Source organism: Fibrobacter sp. HC4, assembly GCF_023373925.1.
Classification (GTDB): domain Bacteria; phylum Fibrobacterota; class Fibrobacteria; order Fibrobacterales; family Fibrobacteraceae; genus Fibrobacter.
In genome coordinates this window covers 1-16,542 of sequence record NZ_JALCZV010000010.1, presented here as the reverse complement: position 1 = coordinate 16,542, position 16,542 = coordinate 1, and the positions used below count along the sequence as shown (strand labels likewise).

Genomic DNA, 16,542 nt, shown 5'->3' with positions numbered 1-16,542 from the left:
ATGGAACAGCGTTTTCAAGATGAGACGCATACTGAGACAAAGCAGTATGGCCCGAAGGTGGAAGCCTTCATCAGCGGCGTTCTCGCTGTTGCGACGGCCCTCCTGGTAATATTCGCCTTCGTTTAACAATTAGACTTTAACAATTAACGCACAACAAAAAATTTAACGGAAAAGGCCCCGGCAATTGCCGGGGCCTTTGTTGCTTATCAAGGAAATTCGTCTGTTATTCCCGGGGTTCGCCTTCGAACTTGGGGCCCATATCGGGACCCATGCCGGGCTTAGGACCATGACCCTTGTGATCCTTGAACTTCTTCATGGCTTCCTTGTGGAAGGCACGGAACTTCTCGCGCTGTTCCTTGGTCAGGATCTTGTTCAGGGCGGCGATGGAATTGATGCGGTGGTCCAGCAGGGCCTTGTCGGCAGACAGGACGTTTGCCTTTGCCGTTTCGATGGCCTTGATGTCTTCGGTGTTCAGAGCTTCGCCCAGGGCCTTTTCTGCCTCGAACTTATTCTTGCGGAGGGTCTTCAGGGTTTCCTCGGCTTCGGTGCGGTTCTTTTCGAGGGCTACCTTCTGGTCGGCGGTGACCTGCAGCAAGGAGTCCATCATTTCGCGGTCAGGACCGTTAGGACCGTGGGGGCCTCTGTGACCCTTGGGGCCGTGCTGGCCCATGGGACCCTTCATTTCCGGGGGAGGATTCTTACCATCGAATCCCGGCGGCGGCATCATGCCCGGTTGGAAGCCTTCCATGGCCATGGGGCCCTTGGGGCAGGGTTTCATGCATACGGATCCTGCGAAGAATCCGGCGGAGGCGGCGAACACGATGAGGCTTGCGATAAAGAGTTTTGCTGATCCTTTCATTATTTTGCGTCCTTATAGAAATAGCTGAGGGTTACGTTTTCGTCCAATGTGTCAAAATCGTCGTTGTCGTTGTCGCTGCCCAGACCATGATACCAGCTGGATACCTCGGTAGAAGTAATGGTGCTGATGGAAATATTCTCGGAGGTGTTGGAGAATGCGGTCATGAGAACGCTAATACCGATCAGCACCAGGCTTGCGGCCAGGGGGATGGCACTCATGATGCGGAAGGGGATGAGGTTGCTGGGCAGGGCGTCTACCTTGCTGGAATCCGCGTCCAGGCGGGCGCAGACTTTTTCCCAGGAGTCTGCTCTTGGGGTGAGCTGTTCCAGACTAGAAAAATCAAGCTTGTTTTGCATGGTGGATTCGCTCCCTTATAAAGTCTTTGATACGGTGGCGGGCTCGGCTGAGTTTTGCCTTGATGGTTCCTTCGGGGAGGTTGTAAACCTCGGAAAGGTCCTTGATGTCTAAATCTTCGGCATCCTTGAGCCAGAGCATGCTTCGTGTTTCGGCGGGTAAGGTGTTCAGACCTTGGGACAGAAGTTCCGGATCGTAATGCTCGGCTTCGTTCTGTGTGCGGCCCGGAATGTCAATGTTCTCGCCTTCGTTCTGGCCTAGGGCCTCTTCTATGATGAGGAGGGCGTTTTCGCTTTCCAGTTCGCTATGTCTTTTTTGCGCTCTAAGTTTCATGAGGCAGGCGTTTACGGTTAGCTTGTACAGCCAGGTGTTCAGCGCCGATTCTCCACGAAATTTATGTATCGCCTTGGGGATCTGAACGAATACGTCCATCAGGATGTCTTCGGCCTGGTCGCGATCCTTCATCATGCGGAAGGCCAGGTTCAGTACGTTCTTGCTGTGGTCCTGCCAGAGGAGGGCCAGGGCTTCGCGGCTACCGAGCTTCAGCTTTTGGATGATTGTGGATTCGACCAGATTCGTGTTCATTTCGCACTTTTGATGATTGTGGTGTTTTGGCGGTTGCAAAAAAAGTGAGACTTATATAGAAGTGTCAAAAAATATATTACTTTTTGCTTATGGAGGATTTGGTTACATTAACGCTCCCGGAACGGATTGCTCCGAAGCAGTTGTCAAGTTGGCTTGGCAAGTGTATGCGCGTTCTGAGGAGGTCAGATTTGCGATTGGATGGGGCCAATTTCGTGGGGTTGGATCTGGAATCCAAGGCCCTGTTCGCAAAGTTAGCCCTGGAAGCGGAACGTCTCGGACATCGTCTGAAACTTGCGAATTTTTCGCCGGAAATAAAGGCGGAATTGTCGAGGGTGCGTAAAATTGACGTGCCTGCCGGCGAAATCGCCGAGGCCGCAGGATTCGTCGAACGTCTGGGGTGGATGGGCTTTGAAGTCATTGATACCTTGAAGACCTTGCTTTACCTGCTCAGCGAAAGTGTCTATTGGACTTTTGTGGGCCGTTTTGACCGTAAGCGCTTGCCTTTTGGCGGTGTGGCCAAACAGTTGCTGCGCCTGGGTAGCGAGGCTGCCGGCATTGTCTTCTTGTTGGTATTTCTGATTGGTTTTACCTTGGCACTCCAGAGTGCCAACCAGCTGAATACTTTCGGTGCCGCCGATTACCTTTCTGTGGGTGTAGGCTTTTTGATGTTTGCCGAAATGGGCCCCCTGCTGACTTCCATCATTTTGGCGGGCCGTTCCGGAAGTTCCATTACGGCAGAAATCGCCAGTATGAGCGTGGCCGAAGAAATCAAGGCCTTGCGTACCATGGGTATCCATCCGGTTCAGTATTTGATCTTGCCCCGCTTTAAGGCCATGACTATCGCCGTGCCTATTCTTTCCTTTATGGCATCGGTGATTGGCTGTTTTGCCGGCTTTCTGGTGGCGTTCTGGATTTGTGAAATTTCGCCCCGCAATTACTGGGAAGGTTTGCGCGGGGCCCTGCCCATGGTGCTGTTGTTCAAGAGCATTGTCAAGTCCATGGTGTTTGGCTGGATCGTGACCTTGATTGCCTGCCTCCAGGGCTTCAGGGCTCGAGGCGGTGCCGATTCGGTGGGTAAGGCCACCACGGTCTGCGTTGTTTATTCCATTGCGGGTATCATCCTTGCGGATGCCCTGTTCTCCTTCATATTCTACTAGAGGTTTTATGACTCCCTTATTGAAAGTGGAACATTTGAAGGCGGGCTACGGACGCAAGGTGATCCTGAAGGACGTAAGCTTCGAGGTGGCTGCCGGCGAGATCCGCGTGATTCTTGGCGGTTCCGGTTGCGGCAAGTCGACGCTTCTGAATAATATTTTACAGTTAGAAAAACCCCTTGGCGGTAACATCTCCTTTTTTGGGGAAGCTTATCCTGCTACGGTCCCTATTCCCGATGAAGTTCGCAAGCGTACGGGAGTGCTGTTCCAGGGTGGCGCCTTGTTAACAAGTCTAACTGTGGCCGAGAATGTGGCCTTGCCCCTGCAACGTCACAAGCCGGGGATTCCCAAGAGCATCATGGACGATGTGATTGCGGATCGTTTGGAGAAGGTGCATCTACTTCATGCCTTTAACAAGTATCCGTCGGAACTTTCGGGCGGTATGCGTAAACGTGCGGCCCTTGCCCGCGCCCTGGCGCTGGAACCTGAACTGCTGTTCTGTGATGAACCGTCTGCAGGTCTTGACCCTATTACCGCCAGGTCCCTGGACGAACTGCTTTTGGAACTGCGGGACGACTTGAAGATTTCGGTGGTCATCGTGACTCACGAACTTGAAAGCATCAAGACCATCTGCGACAAGTTCATTTTCTTGAAGGAGGGCGAGGTCCTTCTGGATGGAAATCTGCAGCAGGGGTTGGAATCGGATATTCCCGAGATCCGGACGTTCTTTAGGCGTGAATGCCCCGATGAATTGGGTAATGCCGGATTTATAAATTTTGACTTTGAAAACTGAGGGTAGGAAAGGATAACTTATGGAAACTACGAAAGCGGAACGAATAAGGCTAGGTTTATTCCTGCTATTGTGTTTTGTGGGAATTGTGGGCTTTGTGGGCTATCTGATTGGTGAAAAGATCCACAATCAGAAAGTTACCTATTACACGATTTTCTCTGAATCGGTGCAGGGTCTGTCGGTGGATGCCCGCGTGATGCTGAACGGTATCGATGTGGGTCATGTGCGCAAGATTCTGATTGACCCGAAGAACTTGAACAATGTGATGGTCTGGTTTGAGGTAAGCCCCGAAACGCCTATTAAGGCGGGTACCCAGGTGCAGATGACGAGTGGTATTTCGTTGACGGGAAACCGCTACCTGATTTTGAATGGTGGCGATGCCGCAGAAGAAAATCTTCCCGATGGCTCCTTTGTTCAGGCGGGCGTGAACCGCATCAGCGAAATTACGGGCCAGGCAGAAAACTTGGTGGCCCGCATCGAAATGCTTCTGGATAATTTGAACAACGTTCTGTCAGAAAAGAATGCCAAGAAGATTTCACGCACCCTCTCTAATTTTGAAGAGGCTTCCGCCGGCACCAAGACCATGGTGGCTACCGGAAACGCTCTCTTGAATAACGGCAATCGTCTGGTGAAGTCCATGGAGGCTCCGGTAGCAAAGCTGGATACGTCTATGGGTTCCCTGAAGCGCATTACCGCAGAACTTGACGAGTCCCACTTGGCTATAGAAGTCAAGAATACGCTGGACCAGATCCAGGCGAAGATGGCCGCTCTCGATACCAAGCAGATGAACGACGACCTGGTCAAGACTTTGCATTCGCTGGAAGCTATGTCCAGGAGAGTGGATGTGTTCCTGTATAAGAACCAGACGAACTTTGCAGATGCTCTTAAGCAGCTGAATGCCATTCTGGAAAACCTCAACGATTTCAGCCAGAAGATCAAGAATCAGCCCTCTAGCCTGATTCGCAGTCCCAAGGCTTCTGATAGGGAGAAGTAATGATGGGTAAGATTGCCTTTTGGATGGCTTGCGCCGTTGCGATGGTTCTCACGGGTTGCTTTGGCGGCCCTGATAGGGAAGTCAAATATTACATGCTGCCTGTTCCCGAGGTGAAGAAGGCTACCGCAGATCCGGTGTTCCCCTACACTTTGATGGTGACCCATGCCTCTGTAGACCCGGCCTACCGTCGAAACAATATCGTGTATCGCGAATCGCCTTATGACTTCATGTTCTACACTTATTCCGTGTGGGCTGCCCGCCCGGAATTTCTGGTGGAACAGTCTGTGACTTCTATGATGAAGTCTTCGGCCCTCTTTGGCGTACTGGATGTGGATGTGGCTGTCAAGCCGGATCTGGAATTCATGACCCATGTGAATGCCGTGGAAGAAGTGGACCGCGGAAACGATCGCTTTGCCCGTCTGGCCGTTACCTTCACCTTGCGTAAGACCGAAACCGAGGGCTTTATCTGGCGTAAGGCTTACGATGAATCCAGGAGCTATAAAGGCGACGACATGAGGAATTTTGCCGAGGCCGTCTATGAACTGCTGAAGGCATTTGCAGATGACGCCATTGACGATATCCGCCGCGTGATGAGTTTTGTTCCCGAGGAACATGTGACCGCCAAGGGGTATGAAGAATTGCCCGCCCCCGAAATGGAAGAGCCCGCCGCTTCTGATGTTCCCGCAACGGAAGCGCCCGCTGCTCCGGAGGTCGAGCCGCCTGCAGTGAGCGAATAAAGCTATATTGCGGAGTGATGCTCAAAATTTTATTGGCTAAGTTAAAGGAATCCTTTGCGTCGGTGTTGCCCATAACACTGATTGTCTTGATTGTTTCCTTTACGCCGCTGGTGTCGCTGAGCTTTAAGGAAATGGTTGTCTTTGCGGTTTGCGCCGTATTTCTGGTGGTGGGCATTGGCCTGTTCAACCTGGGCGCTGACCTGGCCATGACCCCTATGGGCGAACATATGGGTTCCGGTCTTGCCAAATCCCGCCGCGTTCTGTTGCTGGCTTCGGTCTGCTTTGTGATGGGCGTGCTTATTACCATTGCGGAACCGGATTTGTCGGTGCTTGCGGAGCAGGTGAAGAATGCTGTGAACCCTACCATGCTGATTGCTACGGTAGGTATCGGCGTGGGCCTGTTCCTCTTGATTTCCATTTTCAAGATTGTTTTTAAGAAGGACCTTTCAGCGATTATCATCTTCTTCTACATGGTTCTGTTCATGTTGGGAATGTTGATGGTTTCGCTGGGCAAGGAAGTTTTTGTGCCGCTGGCCTTTGATAGTGGCGGTGTGACTACAGGCCCCATTACGGTTCCCTTTATCATGGCCCTGGGTGTGGGTGTGGCTGGTGCCATTGGCGGTAAGCATGCCAGCGAAAACAGCTTCGGTCTGATTGCTCTTTGCTCTGTTGGCCCCATGCTTGCCTTGATGGGTCTTGTTCTGTTTGCTCAGGGTGACCTGACTTATACCCTTTCCGAAGAAGCTTATTCCATTGACGCAAGCCTTGGTGCGAATTTCTTGCCGGCGGTGGCAGGCGTTGCCAAGGAAGTGCTGGTTGCCCTTGGATTGATCGTGGCGTTCTTCGTGACCTTGCAGCTGACGGTGCTTAAGCTTTCTCGCGCCAAGCTGGCCCAGATCGGCTTCGGTATCGTATATACCTTTGTGGGACTTGTGATTTTCTTGACGGCTGTGGCGGTGGGCTTTATGCCTATCGGCTTTGAATTGGGGCAACAGCTGGCTCAACTGCCCCGTGCCCTGGTGATTTCTGGTTTTGTGATTGGAATGGTGGTTGTTCTTGCGGAACCTGCCGTTCACGTTCTCAATAAACAGGTAGAAGAAATTACTGGCGGCCTTGTCACCAAGCGCTCCATGTTGATCGCCCTTTCTGTAGGTGTGGGTATTTCTATCGGACTTTCCATGATCCGTCTGATTTATGGATTCCCGGTAATCTATTACCTTATTCCCGGTTACTTCCTTTCTTTGGGACTTTCCTTCTTTGTGCCTAAGCTTTATACGGCCATCGCCTTTGACTCCGGTGGTGTGGCTAGCGGCCCCTTGACTTCCAGTTTTATTTTGCCTTTGGCCATTGGTGCCTGCTCTGCCATTCATGGCGAAGGTGGCATTTTGAGCTATGCTTTTGGTGTGGTGGCCATGGTGGCCATGACTCCGCTGATTACGATTCAGATTCTGGGTTTTAAGGCGGTGGCCTCTAGATTTGTAAGAAACCGAATGATGATGCGTCGTATCCAGGATGCGGATGACGAACAGATTATTGACTTTATGTAGGGAGAGGTATGGCTGATTTAAAGAAGTACATTCGTCGCGCCCCTGCAAAGTCGGGTCATTCCAGGGTTTCAATGAATAAGCTGAAGGTGCTGATTACGGTGGTGAGCCGCAGCAAGGCTGATTTCTATATGGACCACATCCAGAGTTTTGGCGTGAATATGCAGATGGTGGTTTATGGCCAGGGTACGGCTCCCAAGGAAATTGCCACTGCCATGGGCCTTACGGATTCTGACCGTGCCGTAATCTTTAGCATTATCGGTGACGAAAACTTGACCGCGGCCCTGGACAGTCTTGAAGAAAAGTTTAACACCATCGTGGGCGGTAAGGGCATTGCCTATACCATTCCCATGGCAAGCATTATCGGTAAGTCCATTTTTAACTTTTTAAGCGACAACCGCGATGCGGTCCGGAGAAATGAACAATGAGTGGATTCAATCACGAAGTCATTTTTTGTATTGTGAATGCAGGTTTCTCTGAAGCCGTGATGGATGCTGCCAAGGAAGCTGGCGCTCGCGGCGGTACCATCCTGAATGCACGCGGAACTGCAAACAAGGAAGCGGAATCCCTTTTCCACATCGCTATCCAGCCCGAAAAGGAAATCGTCATGATCCTTGTGGATGCAAAGATCAAGGATGACGTTCTCCATGCCCTTTACCAGAAGGCTGGCCTTGATACCATGGGCCAGGGAATCGCGTTCTCGCTGCCGGTGGATAACGTGGTTGGCCTTACTCCGTGGAAGGAACGTCTGACGCAGAAGATGGCTTCTATCGTAAAGAAATAATTGTCAATAATAAAATGCCCTTCATAACGCCATCGTAAGATTGATGTCGTAAATTGTAATAAATGTTTTTTGAAAAATATTTGTTTGCAACTCGTTTTTAATCAGAAGATGACATCTGTCGATTGTTAAATTGTTTTATGTTGGCGCTAGGAGGATTGAATGCGTTTTTTTAGAATAACTTTTTTACTGTTGTTTTTTGCGGTCGCGTGTCTGGCGCAACCTCTCTTGAATAAAAATATTACCATTGGGGACGTTCGTGTTCCGGTCATTCTTGTGCAGTTTGATGATGTCAAATTTACGCACGAAGATCCAAGGGCCTTCTATACAAATTTTTTGAATAAGGAAGGCTTCAATGAATATGGTAATGTTGGCAGTGTAAGGGATTACTTCGTTTACAATTCCATGGGGGAGTATCGCCCCTCTTTTGATGTGTACGGTCCAGTAACCCTTCCGAATACAAAGGATTTTTACGATACTCCTGTTGGAAATACTGCTGAATTGATGTTTTCTCAGGCTTTAGATTCCCTGCTTTCGCAGGGAACGGATTTTTCTGCTTATGATAATTATGGCAATGGCGATGTTGAAGTGATTCCTATGGTATATGCGGGAAAGAGAGGTGGTTCCAACAGCAATTTGTGGCCTGCTTTGCGCGAGTTGGGGTTGAAAGTAAACGATAACTTTTTTGTTGGTCGCTTTTCCTGTGTTAACGAAATGGACGAAATAACCACTTTTGTTCACGAATTCAGTCATGCTCTTGGTTTGCCTGATGTTTATGTGGGGGCTATGTTGCCTGTTGTGGAAACCTGGTCTGTCATGGATGATGGTAATGGTAAGGTGCCTCCATTGTATATGGCCTTTGATAGAATGTTGATGGGTTGGCTTACGCCTTCTGAATTGGGTAACGAGGAATTTATTCGGTTGGATAAATTGGATGACAATGTCGCTATTTCTATTACTAATCCCGAAAATGAAAAAGAGATGTATTTGCTTGAGTATCGTACAAAGAAAATATGGGACAATAGACAGAAAAATTCCGGTATGCTGGTTTGGTATGTTGATTATGATGATTCGGCATGGACAAAAAAAATTAATGACTATAGGTGCCATGCTCGTGAGTACATTGTTAGGGCTAAGCCTAGTATGATGAAAATTCAAAATGCTGGAGAATCATGCTCCTATGATGCTGGCCCTGCCCTTCCCTCCGACGTGTTCCCTGGAACCGGGAATGTCACTTCATTTGACGGTTTTGTTTTTCGCAACGGCCTTAACATGAATATTACGCTATCCGAAATCACGGAGTCCGAAGACAAGAACTATGTGACGTTCAAGGTTTCTAGGTCCACGCCGTATATGGAGGAAATAAAAATTTCGAGCTCAAGTTCTAGTGCGGTTTTTGTTCCTCACTTATCGTCTTCGTCGCGGAGTGTTCCCTATTCATTTAGCTATGCTGAAATTAATGACTCTTTGAAACCTTTTGGAACGGGAAAGCCGTCTATTACGCAGATGTTTCGTACTAGGGCAATGCTGCGGAATGGATCCCTGCACATTCGTTCGTCTGTGCCAGGAGAAAAGAACGTGAGACTGTTCTCGCTGAATGGGCAGGTTTTGTACGAAATGAAAATGAACGGTTTTGATATAATTGTCCAAGTGCCTAGTCATGTTCGTAATCAAAAGTTTATCTTGATTATTGAACAAGATGGAATAAACCTGACGAGGGCTGTACTATAGTGGCATAATTTGTATAAATTTACGCCATGAATATTCTGATTTATTTCCTGTTTGCCTTGTCGGGCTTTGCTGGCCTGATTTACGAAGGTTCCTGGGCGCGCTACCTCAAATTGTTCCTGGGACATTCCAGTTACGGTCAGGTGCTGACCCTCTGCATTTACATGGGCGGCCTTGCCATCGGTAGCTTTGTTGCCGGAAAACTGGTGACGAAGACTAAGCGCCCGCTCTTGGGCTACGGCTTGGTGGAATTGGGTATCGGTATTGGCGGCGTGGCTTACCACCCCATGTACAACTGGCTGACGGGAATTTTCTATGACTCCGAGTTTACGGCGTCTTTGAGTTCTCGCGGTGCAGAAATTGCCAAGGTGATTCTGGCGACAGGTTCTACGCTCCCCATTGCCATTGCGGTGGGTATGACGTTCCCCTTCATTGCTGCGGGCCTTATGCGCAAGAGCGGTGCGGAAGTTTCGCTGCCCATGCTCTACTTTACCAACAGCCTGGGCTCTGCCATCGGTATCTTGGCTACCAGCTACTTGCTGATTCCTGAAATTGGTAATCATGCTACGTTGATTGTGGCCGCTTCCATCAACTTCTTGCTGGCTGCAGTTTTCGGTTTTATCGGATTGGCGACTTCTCCTGTGCATGCGACTGACGACGAAGGCGAAGAAGAAGACCCCAACGAAGATTTTGTGGCGAAGCACAACTTGCCCATGCCGCCTAAGAATGCCTTGCTGTGGATTGCGGCGGTAACGGGCCTGACCAGTTTTGTGTACGAGATTGTGTGGACTCGACTGCTTTCCCTTTTGATGGGGAGCTCTAGCCATAGTTTTGACCAGATGCTTTCTGCATTTATCTTGGGCCTTGCCATCGGCAGTGCTGTCAGCGGTAAGCTCCTGAAGAAGGATTCTCTGGTGGTGCTTTCCCTGGCCCAGATTTTTATGGCTTTCTTTGCGCTCTGTACGCTGTATTTCCATCAGCCGTTCTGGGCCATGATGAACGAGGCCAACCAGATTTTTAATCCGACTACGGATGGTTACGTTTGCTGGAGTCTGTTCAAGTACGCCTTGTCTTTGCTGTGGATGGTGCCTACCAGCTTCTTTGCCGGTATGACTTTGCCGCTGATTACCTTGATCTTGACTCGTGCCTTCAAGAGCGAAGCTCCCATTGGCAAGGTGTACGGCTGGAATACTCTGGGTTCCATTATCGGTTCTGCTGGCGGTGGACTTTTGCTTTTGCCGTTGTTGCAGCTGAAGGGTGCCCTTGTGGTGGCTGCCTTGCTGGACTTTGCCATTGGTTTTATTCTGTTGGCCGTTTACCGCAAACGTTGGCGTCGCAATGTCATGTTCTATGTGGCTGCCGCCGCCATGGTTTTGCCGACCCTCTTTGTGAACTTCGATCCTCATCTGGTAACGTCCGGCGTATTCCGTTCTTTCAAGAACTTGCATCCCGATGAAAAGATTCGTGTCATTGATGGAAAGACGGCGACCATCAGCTTCCATGAATCCAAGGTTCACTATTATGTGAAGACTAACGGTAAGGCTGATGCCAGCTTGAACAAGGACCGCACTCAGCCTATTTCCAGTGATGAACTGACTCAGGCGGCAACCGCCTTTATGCCCATGGCCGTAAAGACTGAACCTTACGATGCCGCCATGGTGGGTTTCGGTAGCGGTATGGGTGCCCATTATTTGCTGGCCGACCCCTTGCTGAAGGATTTTGACTGCGTTGAAATCGAAGAAGCCATGATGGATCTGGCCAAGGGTTTTTACCCCTGGAATAACCGCGGATATGACGATCCTCGTATTCACATTTTTATTGACGATGCGACGACCTTCTTCCATACGAATCATCGCCAGTATGACATGATCATTAGCGTTCCCTCTAATCCTTGGGTCAGCGGCGTGGCCGGTCTCTTTGCCCACGAGTTCTACGCCAAGATGCGCCGCTATATGAAGCCGGGCGGACTTTGGGTGCAGTGGATTCAGACTTATGAATTTAACGATCTGATGTTCCTGAATATTCTGAAGGCTCTGGACCAGACGTTCCCTTATGTCAGTTTGTACAAGTCGACGGATGAACCGGATATTATCATGATCGCCAGCGACCAGCCGGTTTACCAGAAGGGTATCGGCCGCTTTAGCACCGACTCGGTACTGGTGAAGGAATTTGAGCGCATTCATCGCGATCCGGAATTCTTTGGCGAAAGGAACTTCCTGTTTACCAACAAGATGGTTTCGTCTCTGCTTGATGGTGTTGAACCCAACAGCGTCTTTGTGCCTATGGTGGATAATCGCGCCGAGGAAGCCCGCTTTGTTCACTCCGAGGCTCACATCGTGCAGGTGTTCGATTCCTGTGAAGTCTGCTGGCCGGAATATCTCGATCCGGAAGATTTTGCCAAGCGTCGCCCTGCCCGCGTGAAGGCCATGGCCGCAGAAGAAAAGGATGCCTTCAAGGAAATGGCCTTGATTGCTTATGTGGAACAGCTGATGAAGAACGCCACTCCCGTCGTGGCTGATTCTACCGCCCAAGAGGTGGCTCAGGTGGTGGCGTCGGCAGATACGGCTCTGGAAGCCTCTGTGGGGTACACCAAGTTCCGCGAGGAATATGCCGACTACCTGCGAGGCGTTCCCCTGGAGGTTCGCGATTCCAACAGCGTTTATGTGAAGGTTCGTGAGGCGGTTGCCGCTGGCGCCTTCCCCCAGAGTTTTGTGGATGAATTCAACATCACGGAAGCGGCTCGAGCCAAGGATTACGCCAAGGCAGCCCTCTTGATGGCTGACTTCTATGACCATTACGAGATGCAGGACATGGATGAATTTTTCCTGCGCAATTGCGTAATCATGGCTCTGCAGGCTGGAGAGGCGGACCTTGCCGACGTAATCTACAAGAATGCGATTCAGATGAACGACCGGTTCTTTGCGGTAGAAAAGCGCTTGATGGAACGCGAAATCCATAAGCTCCGGAAGACCTTGGCAGCCAAGCGCTAGGCTTGGCGGCTTTGCCTTTCTTTTTATAGGTATGCATAAGAAAAGACCTGTTCGTTGGAACAGGCCTTTTTAATATCTGCAAATCTTTTTTTAGAACATGAAACTTACACCGACGCTGGTGTAGAATGTGTTCAATGTTGATTCGGAGAATGCTTCTTCAGCCACCAGGGTTTCGTTCAACAGACTGGTAAAGCACCAGACAAATCGCAGGTCGAGACTGACCCAGCGAGTCAGCATGTAGCCCAGGTCGAAAACACCGCCCACTTCCATGCCGGAGGTGGCCACCGTATTTTCGCGAGTTTCGCCACTGGTAGAAAATTCAGAGGAACCGGTGAGCTTCAGGCCGAGATTCACACCGGCACCGATGAAGAAGCCCCAGTCTTCGACGGTATAGCGGACAACCATGGGGATTTCAAACATCATAATGTCGATGCTTGCCTCGTTGGTGTAAATCTCCATGTCCTTTTCGTAGGTGTAATAGCGGTAGTTGAAAGTCAGTTCTGGAACCAGGCTCAAGTGCTTGATGCCCAGGTTCATCTTGACCAGAAGACCGCCACCGATCTGGAAGCCGGTTCCCCAACCATCGGAGTTGTGACCCAGGAAGGTGTTGGCGCCGACCTGACCGCGGACGCCAAGGAGCACGGCGCGAGCGAAACCTTCGTTACGCTGACGTTCAATGTCGGATTTCTTGGTGGATTGTGCCTTATACTTGGCATAGGCGCTGGCGTATTCTTCGTCATTGGCGAATTCGCTGTCGGCGGAGCCGTCATAGGTGGCTTCTTCTTCGACGGGTGCCTTGTTGGCGTCGTCGGCAGAGACCCATTCATCGTCGCTGGGAGTTTCGCTGTCCTGGGCCCATACGGGCATGGAGAGCGCCATAGTCAGTGCTGCTAAAAGGCTAAACTTCTTGAAATTCATGATGTAAAAATAAAAAACTAGCTTGGAATACCAGCTAGCTAAAATATTTTATTCGTGTAAAAATAGTGTTGAAAAAAAAGTTTACTTAAGAAACGGGAAGTTTAGTCTCTAAAGTAGGAGAGTTACACCCAAAGTTACGTGGCTTGTAAAGAGCTTGGTTTTCATCAGGGTGGATTCGGCGATAACGTCCTGGTCCAGCAGGTTTGTGTAGTTCTGGACATAGCGCAGGTCGACCTGCAGATTTTTGTTGATAACGTAACCGATATTCAGGAGGCTGCCCAGTTCCACGCCGACGGTGGGCATAGTGTTGCTGCGCTTATCTTTGTAATGTTTATCCTTGGTGTCGACGGTCTGCTTGAATTCGGTTTCGCCTGACATCTTGAGACTGATGTTTGCGCCCAGGCCCAGGAAGAATCCGTCTTCATCGAAGGCGTACTGGATAAAGGCGGGAATCTGGAACAGCATTTCAGAAATGCTTGCTTCGTTGTGGCTGTAGTCGTTGTCGCCTTCGTAGCTGTAGGTGCGGTAGCTGAAATCCAGGCCGGCGGCGACAGAGAAATCGTTTCCGATGGGGAGCTTGGCGATGGCGCCTGCTTCTAGGTCAAAGCCTACGTTCCAGCCGTCGGTATGGTTTCCGAGGAAGTTCATGTTTGCGCCGGCACCGGCTCTGAAGCCGAACTGGATGGACTTGGAGAAGCCTTCTTTGCGGGCGCGGTATTCGCTGGCGTTTTCCTGCACGTAGTTGGCGCGGGTGTCTTCGTCATCGAAGAATTCTGTTACCTTCGTGGAATCCGCTGCCTTGGTGGAGTCCTGTGCTACGGAATCCTGGGCGGTTGAATCCGTGCCGTATACGACGGTCTTTACTCCGTTTTCATCTACAGTCTCTACACCGTTTGCGTTGTCGCTCTGCGTATCATCCGTAGAATTGGAAACTTCGTTAAATTCCATTCCGCAACCGTCGCCGACGCAACCACTATTGTCCTCTTCGCCGGAACCTTCGAAAACTCCCTGGGCGAATGCGGTGGAACAGAATCCGCCTAGGGCAATTGCCATGGCGATGGTTAAAATCGGCTTGTGAGAAAACTTAGGTGCGAACATACTAGAATTATAACATTTTGAAAACACTTTGTTTATGTATTTTCTAAATTTTTCGCCGTAAAATTTTAACTAGCCGTGAGGTATGAGGTCGCTTGCCTTGGCGGGCTTTGAGGTTTGAGTTGAATAGTGGCGCTTCGCGCATCATAAAGGTGCAGCGAAACTGCGATTATAAGGCTCGTCACTCGTTGCTCATAACTCACCGCTGAACGAGGAAAAAATGGCAAAGTATAATCCGCAAGAAATTGAAACCAAGTGGCAGGCTTACTGGGCTGAACATCAGACCTTCAAGACTGGCACCGATCAGTCCAAGCCCAAGTTCTACTGCCTGGACATGTTCCCGTATCCCAGTGGCGCAGGCCTCCACGTTGGTCACCCCGAAGGTTACACCGCAACGGATATCATTTGCCGCTACAAGCGTTCCAAGGGTTTCAACGTCTTGCACCCCATGGGTTGGGACGCCTTCGGTCTGCCTGCAGAACAGTACGCTATTCAGACCGGAACACACCCGGCAATCACCACCAAGAAGAACTGCGACAATTTCCGCCGTCAGATCCAGCGCCTGGGCCTTTCCTATGACTGGGAAAAGGAAGTGAACACCACCGACCCCAAGTACTACAAGTGGACCCAGTGGATCTTCAAGCGCCTTTATGGCACCTGGTTCGATGAGGTCCAGCAGAAGGGCCGCCCCATTGAAGAATTGCCCATCCCGGCTGATGTTCAGGCTCAGGGTGCAGCAGAAGTTCGCAAGTTCAAGGATTCCAAGCGTCTTGCCTACTACGCCGACGCTCAGGTCTGGTGGTGCAAGCACTGCAAGATTGTTTGCGCTAACGAAGAAGTTCTGAACGACGGTTCTCACGAAAAGTGCGGCACCAAGGAAGTGGAACGCCGTAACCTGAAGCAGTGGCTCATGCGTATCCCCCATTATGGCGACCGCTTGTTGAAGGGCCTCGATAAGCTGGATTGGCCCCAGGGCGTGAAGGACATGCAGAAGAACTGGATCGGCAAGAGCCAGGGTGCAGAAGTGGATTTCGCAATCGCTGATGCAAACGGCAAGCCCACCGAAAACAAGCTCCGCGTTTATACCACCCGTTGCGATACCCTGTTTGGCGCAACCTACATGGTGGTGGCTCCTGAACACAAGCTGGTTCCGACCCTCACTACCCCGGAACAGAAGGAAGCTGTGGAAGCCTACGTTCACGCTGCCGCCCTCAAGAGCGACCTGGACCGTACCGAACTCGCCAAGGAAAAGACCGGCGTGTTCTCTGGCTCCTACGCCATCAACCCGCTGACCGGCACCAAGATTCCGGTTTGGGTGGCTGACTACGTTTTGACTGGATACGGCACCGGCGCTATCATGGCTGTGCCCGCCCACGATACCCGCGACTTCGAATTCGCAAAGAAGTTCAACCTGCCTGTTATCTGCATCATGGAACCGGACGCATCCTGCCCGGAAGACGTGAAGCCCCAGGTGCTGGCTGGTGAAGCTTGCTGGGCTGCCGACGGCACCTACATCAACAGCCAGAACGACACCCTCTGCCTCAACGGCCTCAACAAGGAAGCTGGCAAGGCTAAGGTGATCGAATGGCTGGAAGCCAACAAGATCGGTAAGGCTACCGTGAACTACAAGCTCCGTGACTGGCTCTTCAGCCGTCAGCGTTACTGGGGCGAACCGTTCCCCATCATCCACTGGGAAGATGGCGAAATCTCTACCGTCGACGACGACCAGCTGCCGGTTCAGCTGCCGGATCTGCAGGACTACAAGCCGGGTGACGGCGGTCAGTCTCCGCTGGCCAACGCAACTGAATGGCTGAACGTGGTTGACGCTAACGGCCGTAAGGGTGTCCGCGAAACCAATACCATGCCGCAGTGGGCTGGTTCTTGCTGGTACTACCTCCGCTATATCGATGCTTGCAACGGCGATGCTTTCCTTGCAAAGGAACTTGAAAAGTACTGGATGCCCGTCGACCTTTATGTGGGCGGTGCAGAACACGCTGTGCTCCACTTGCTGTA

Annotated in this window: 16 protein-coding genes; 11 read left to right on the top strand and 5 right to left on the bottom strand. The window is 50.8% G+C overall.

Features of this window, described 5'->3' with window-relative positions; all coding sequences use genetic code 11:
* Nucleotides 1-126 carry a hypothetical protein gene (locus MMG03_RS15860; RefSeq protein ID WP_254917582.1) on the top strand — a complete coding sequence of 42 codons (126 nt, stop codon included), beginning with the start codon at nt 1-3 and terminating at the stop codon, nt 124-126.
* A 97-nt stretch (nt 127-223) separates the two neighbouring features.
* Here MMG03_RS15860 and MMG03_RS07910 read toward each other — a convergent pair whose 3' ends face one another.
* The 3 genes from MMG03_RS07910 to MMG03_RS07900 are packed head-to-tail and all read right to left on the bottom strand — an operon-like array spanning nt 224 to nt 1,798.
* Nucleotides 224-859, bottom strand: coding sequence for a Spy/CpxP family protein refolding chaperone (locus tag MMG03_RS07910; RefSeq protein ID WP_249506038.1), 636 nt, complete (start codon nt 857-859; stop codon nt 224-226).
* A complete protein-coding gene (locus MMG03_RS07905) occupies nt 859-1,215 on the bottom strand; it encodes a hypothetical protein (RefSeq protein WP_073161515.1) in 357 nt (118 codons plus the stop codon). The genes MMG03_RS07910 and MMG03_RS07905 overlap by 1 nt, the downstream gene beginning before the upstream one ends.
* On the bottom strand, nt 1,199-1,798 hold the full coding sequence (locus tag MMG03_RS07900; RefSeq protein WP_249506037.1) for an RNA polymerase sigma factor: 600 nt from the start codon (nt 1,796-1,798) through the stop codon (nt 1,199-1,201). The genes MMG03_RS07905 and MMG03_RS07900 overlap by 17 nt, the downstream gene beginning before the upstream one ends.
* A 188-nt stretch (nt 1,799-1,986) precedes the next feature.
* Here MMG03_RS07900 and MMG03_RS07895 point away from each other — a divergent pair, with 188 nt between their 5' ends.
* The 9 genes from MMG03_RS07895 (at nt 1,987) to MMG03_RS07855 (ending at nt 12,516) form a co-directional block, all read left to right on the top strand.
* A complete protein-coding gene (locus MMG03_RS07895; RefSeq protein ID WP_158236537.1) occupies nt 1,987-2,955 on the top strand; it encodes an ABC transporter permease in 969 nt (322 codons plus the stop codon).
* A gap of 7 nt (nt 2,956-2,962) precedes the next feature.
* The gene (locus MMG03_RS07890) at nt 2,963-3,745 is read left to right on the top strand and encodes an ABC transporter ATP-binding protein (protein WP_073161517.1); all 783 of its coding nucleotides are present in this window, start codon (nt 2,963-2,965) and stop codon (nt 3,743-3,745) included.
* 19 nt (nt 3,746-3,764) lie between these two features.
* Nucleotides 3,765-4,736, top strand: coding sequence for an MlaD family protein (locus MMG03_RS07885; protein WP_073238572.1), 972 nt, complete (start codon nt 3,765-3,767; stop codon nt 4,734-4,736).
* Nucleotides 4,736-5,473, top strand: a complete 738-nt coding sequence (locus MMG03_RS07880; protein WP_073238576.1) for an ABC-type transport auxiliary lipoprotein family protein — start codon at nt 4,736-4,738, stop codon at nt 5,471-5,473. The genes MMG03_RS07885 and MMG03_RS07880 overlap by 1 nt, the downstream gene beginning before the upstream one ends.
* A gap of 17 nt (nt 5,474-5,490) precedes the next feature.
* Nucleotides 5,491-7,020, top strand: coding sequence for a DUF1538 domain-containing protein (locus tag MMG03_RS07875; RefSeq protein WP_073161520.1), 1,530 nt, complete (start codon nt 5,491-5,493; stop codon nt 7,018-7,020).
* A gap of 8 nt (nt 7,021-7,028) precedes the next feature.
* Complete coding sequence (locus tag MMG03_RS07870; RefSeq protein WP_073161521.1) at nt 7,029-7,445, top strand: hypothetical protein; 417 nt, start codon at nt 7,029-7,031, stop codon at nt 7,443-7,445.
* Entirely contained in the window at nt 7,442-7,801 is a 360-nt protein-coding gene (locus MMG03_RS07865) for a P-II family nitrogen regulator (RefSeq protein ID WP_073161522.1), read from the top strand. Before MMG03_RS07870 ends, MMG03_RS07865 begins: the two co-directional genes overlap by 4 nt.
* Before the next feature lie 159 nt (nt 7,802-7,960).
* Nucleotides 7,961-9,529, top strand: a complete 1,569-nt coding sequence (locus MMG03_RS07860; protein WP_249506036.1) for a M6 family metalloprotease domain-containing protein — start codon at nt 7,961-7,963, stop codon at nt 9,527-9,529.
* Between the two features lie 26 nt (nt 9,530-9,555).
* Complete coding sequence (locus tag MMG03_RS07855; protein WP_249506035.1) at nt 9,556-12,516, top strand: fused MFS/spermidine synthase; 2,961 nt, start codon at nt 9,556-9,558, stop codon at nt 12,514-12,516.
* 90 nt (nt 12,517-12,606) lie between these two features.
* Here MMG03_RS07855 and MMG03_RS07850 read toward each other — a convergent pair whose 3' ends face one another.
* Together MMG03_RS07850 and MMG03_RS07845 are read right to left on the bottom strand one after the other, a co-directional pair.
* A complete protein-coding gene (locus tag MMG03_RS07850) occupies nt 12,607-13,434 on the bottom strand; it encodes an outer membrane beta-barrel protein (protein WP_073238593.1) in 828 nt (275 codons plus the stop codon).
* A gap of 108 nt (nt 13,435-13,542) precedes the next feature.
* On the bottom strand, nt 13,543-14,532 hold the full coding sequence (locus MMG03_RS07845; RefSeq protein ID WP_073161526.1) for a porin family protein: 990 nt from the start codon (nt 14,530-14,532) through the stop codon (nt 13,543-13,545).
* A 217-nt stretch (nt 14,533-14,749) separates the two neighbouring features.
* On the opposite strand from MMG03_RS07845, the gene MMG03_RS07840 reads away from it, so the two are divergent.
* Nucleotides 14,750-16,542, top strand: a 1,793-nt coding sequence (locus MMG03_RS07840; RefSeq protein WP_249506034.1) for a class I tRNA ligase family protein, incomplete at its 3' end; no start/stop codon positions are given.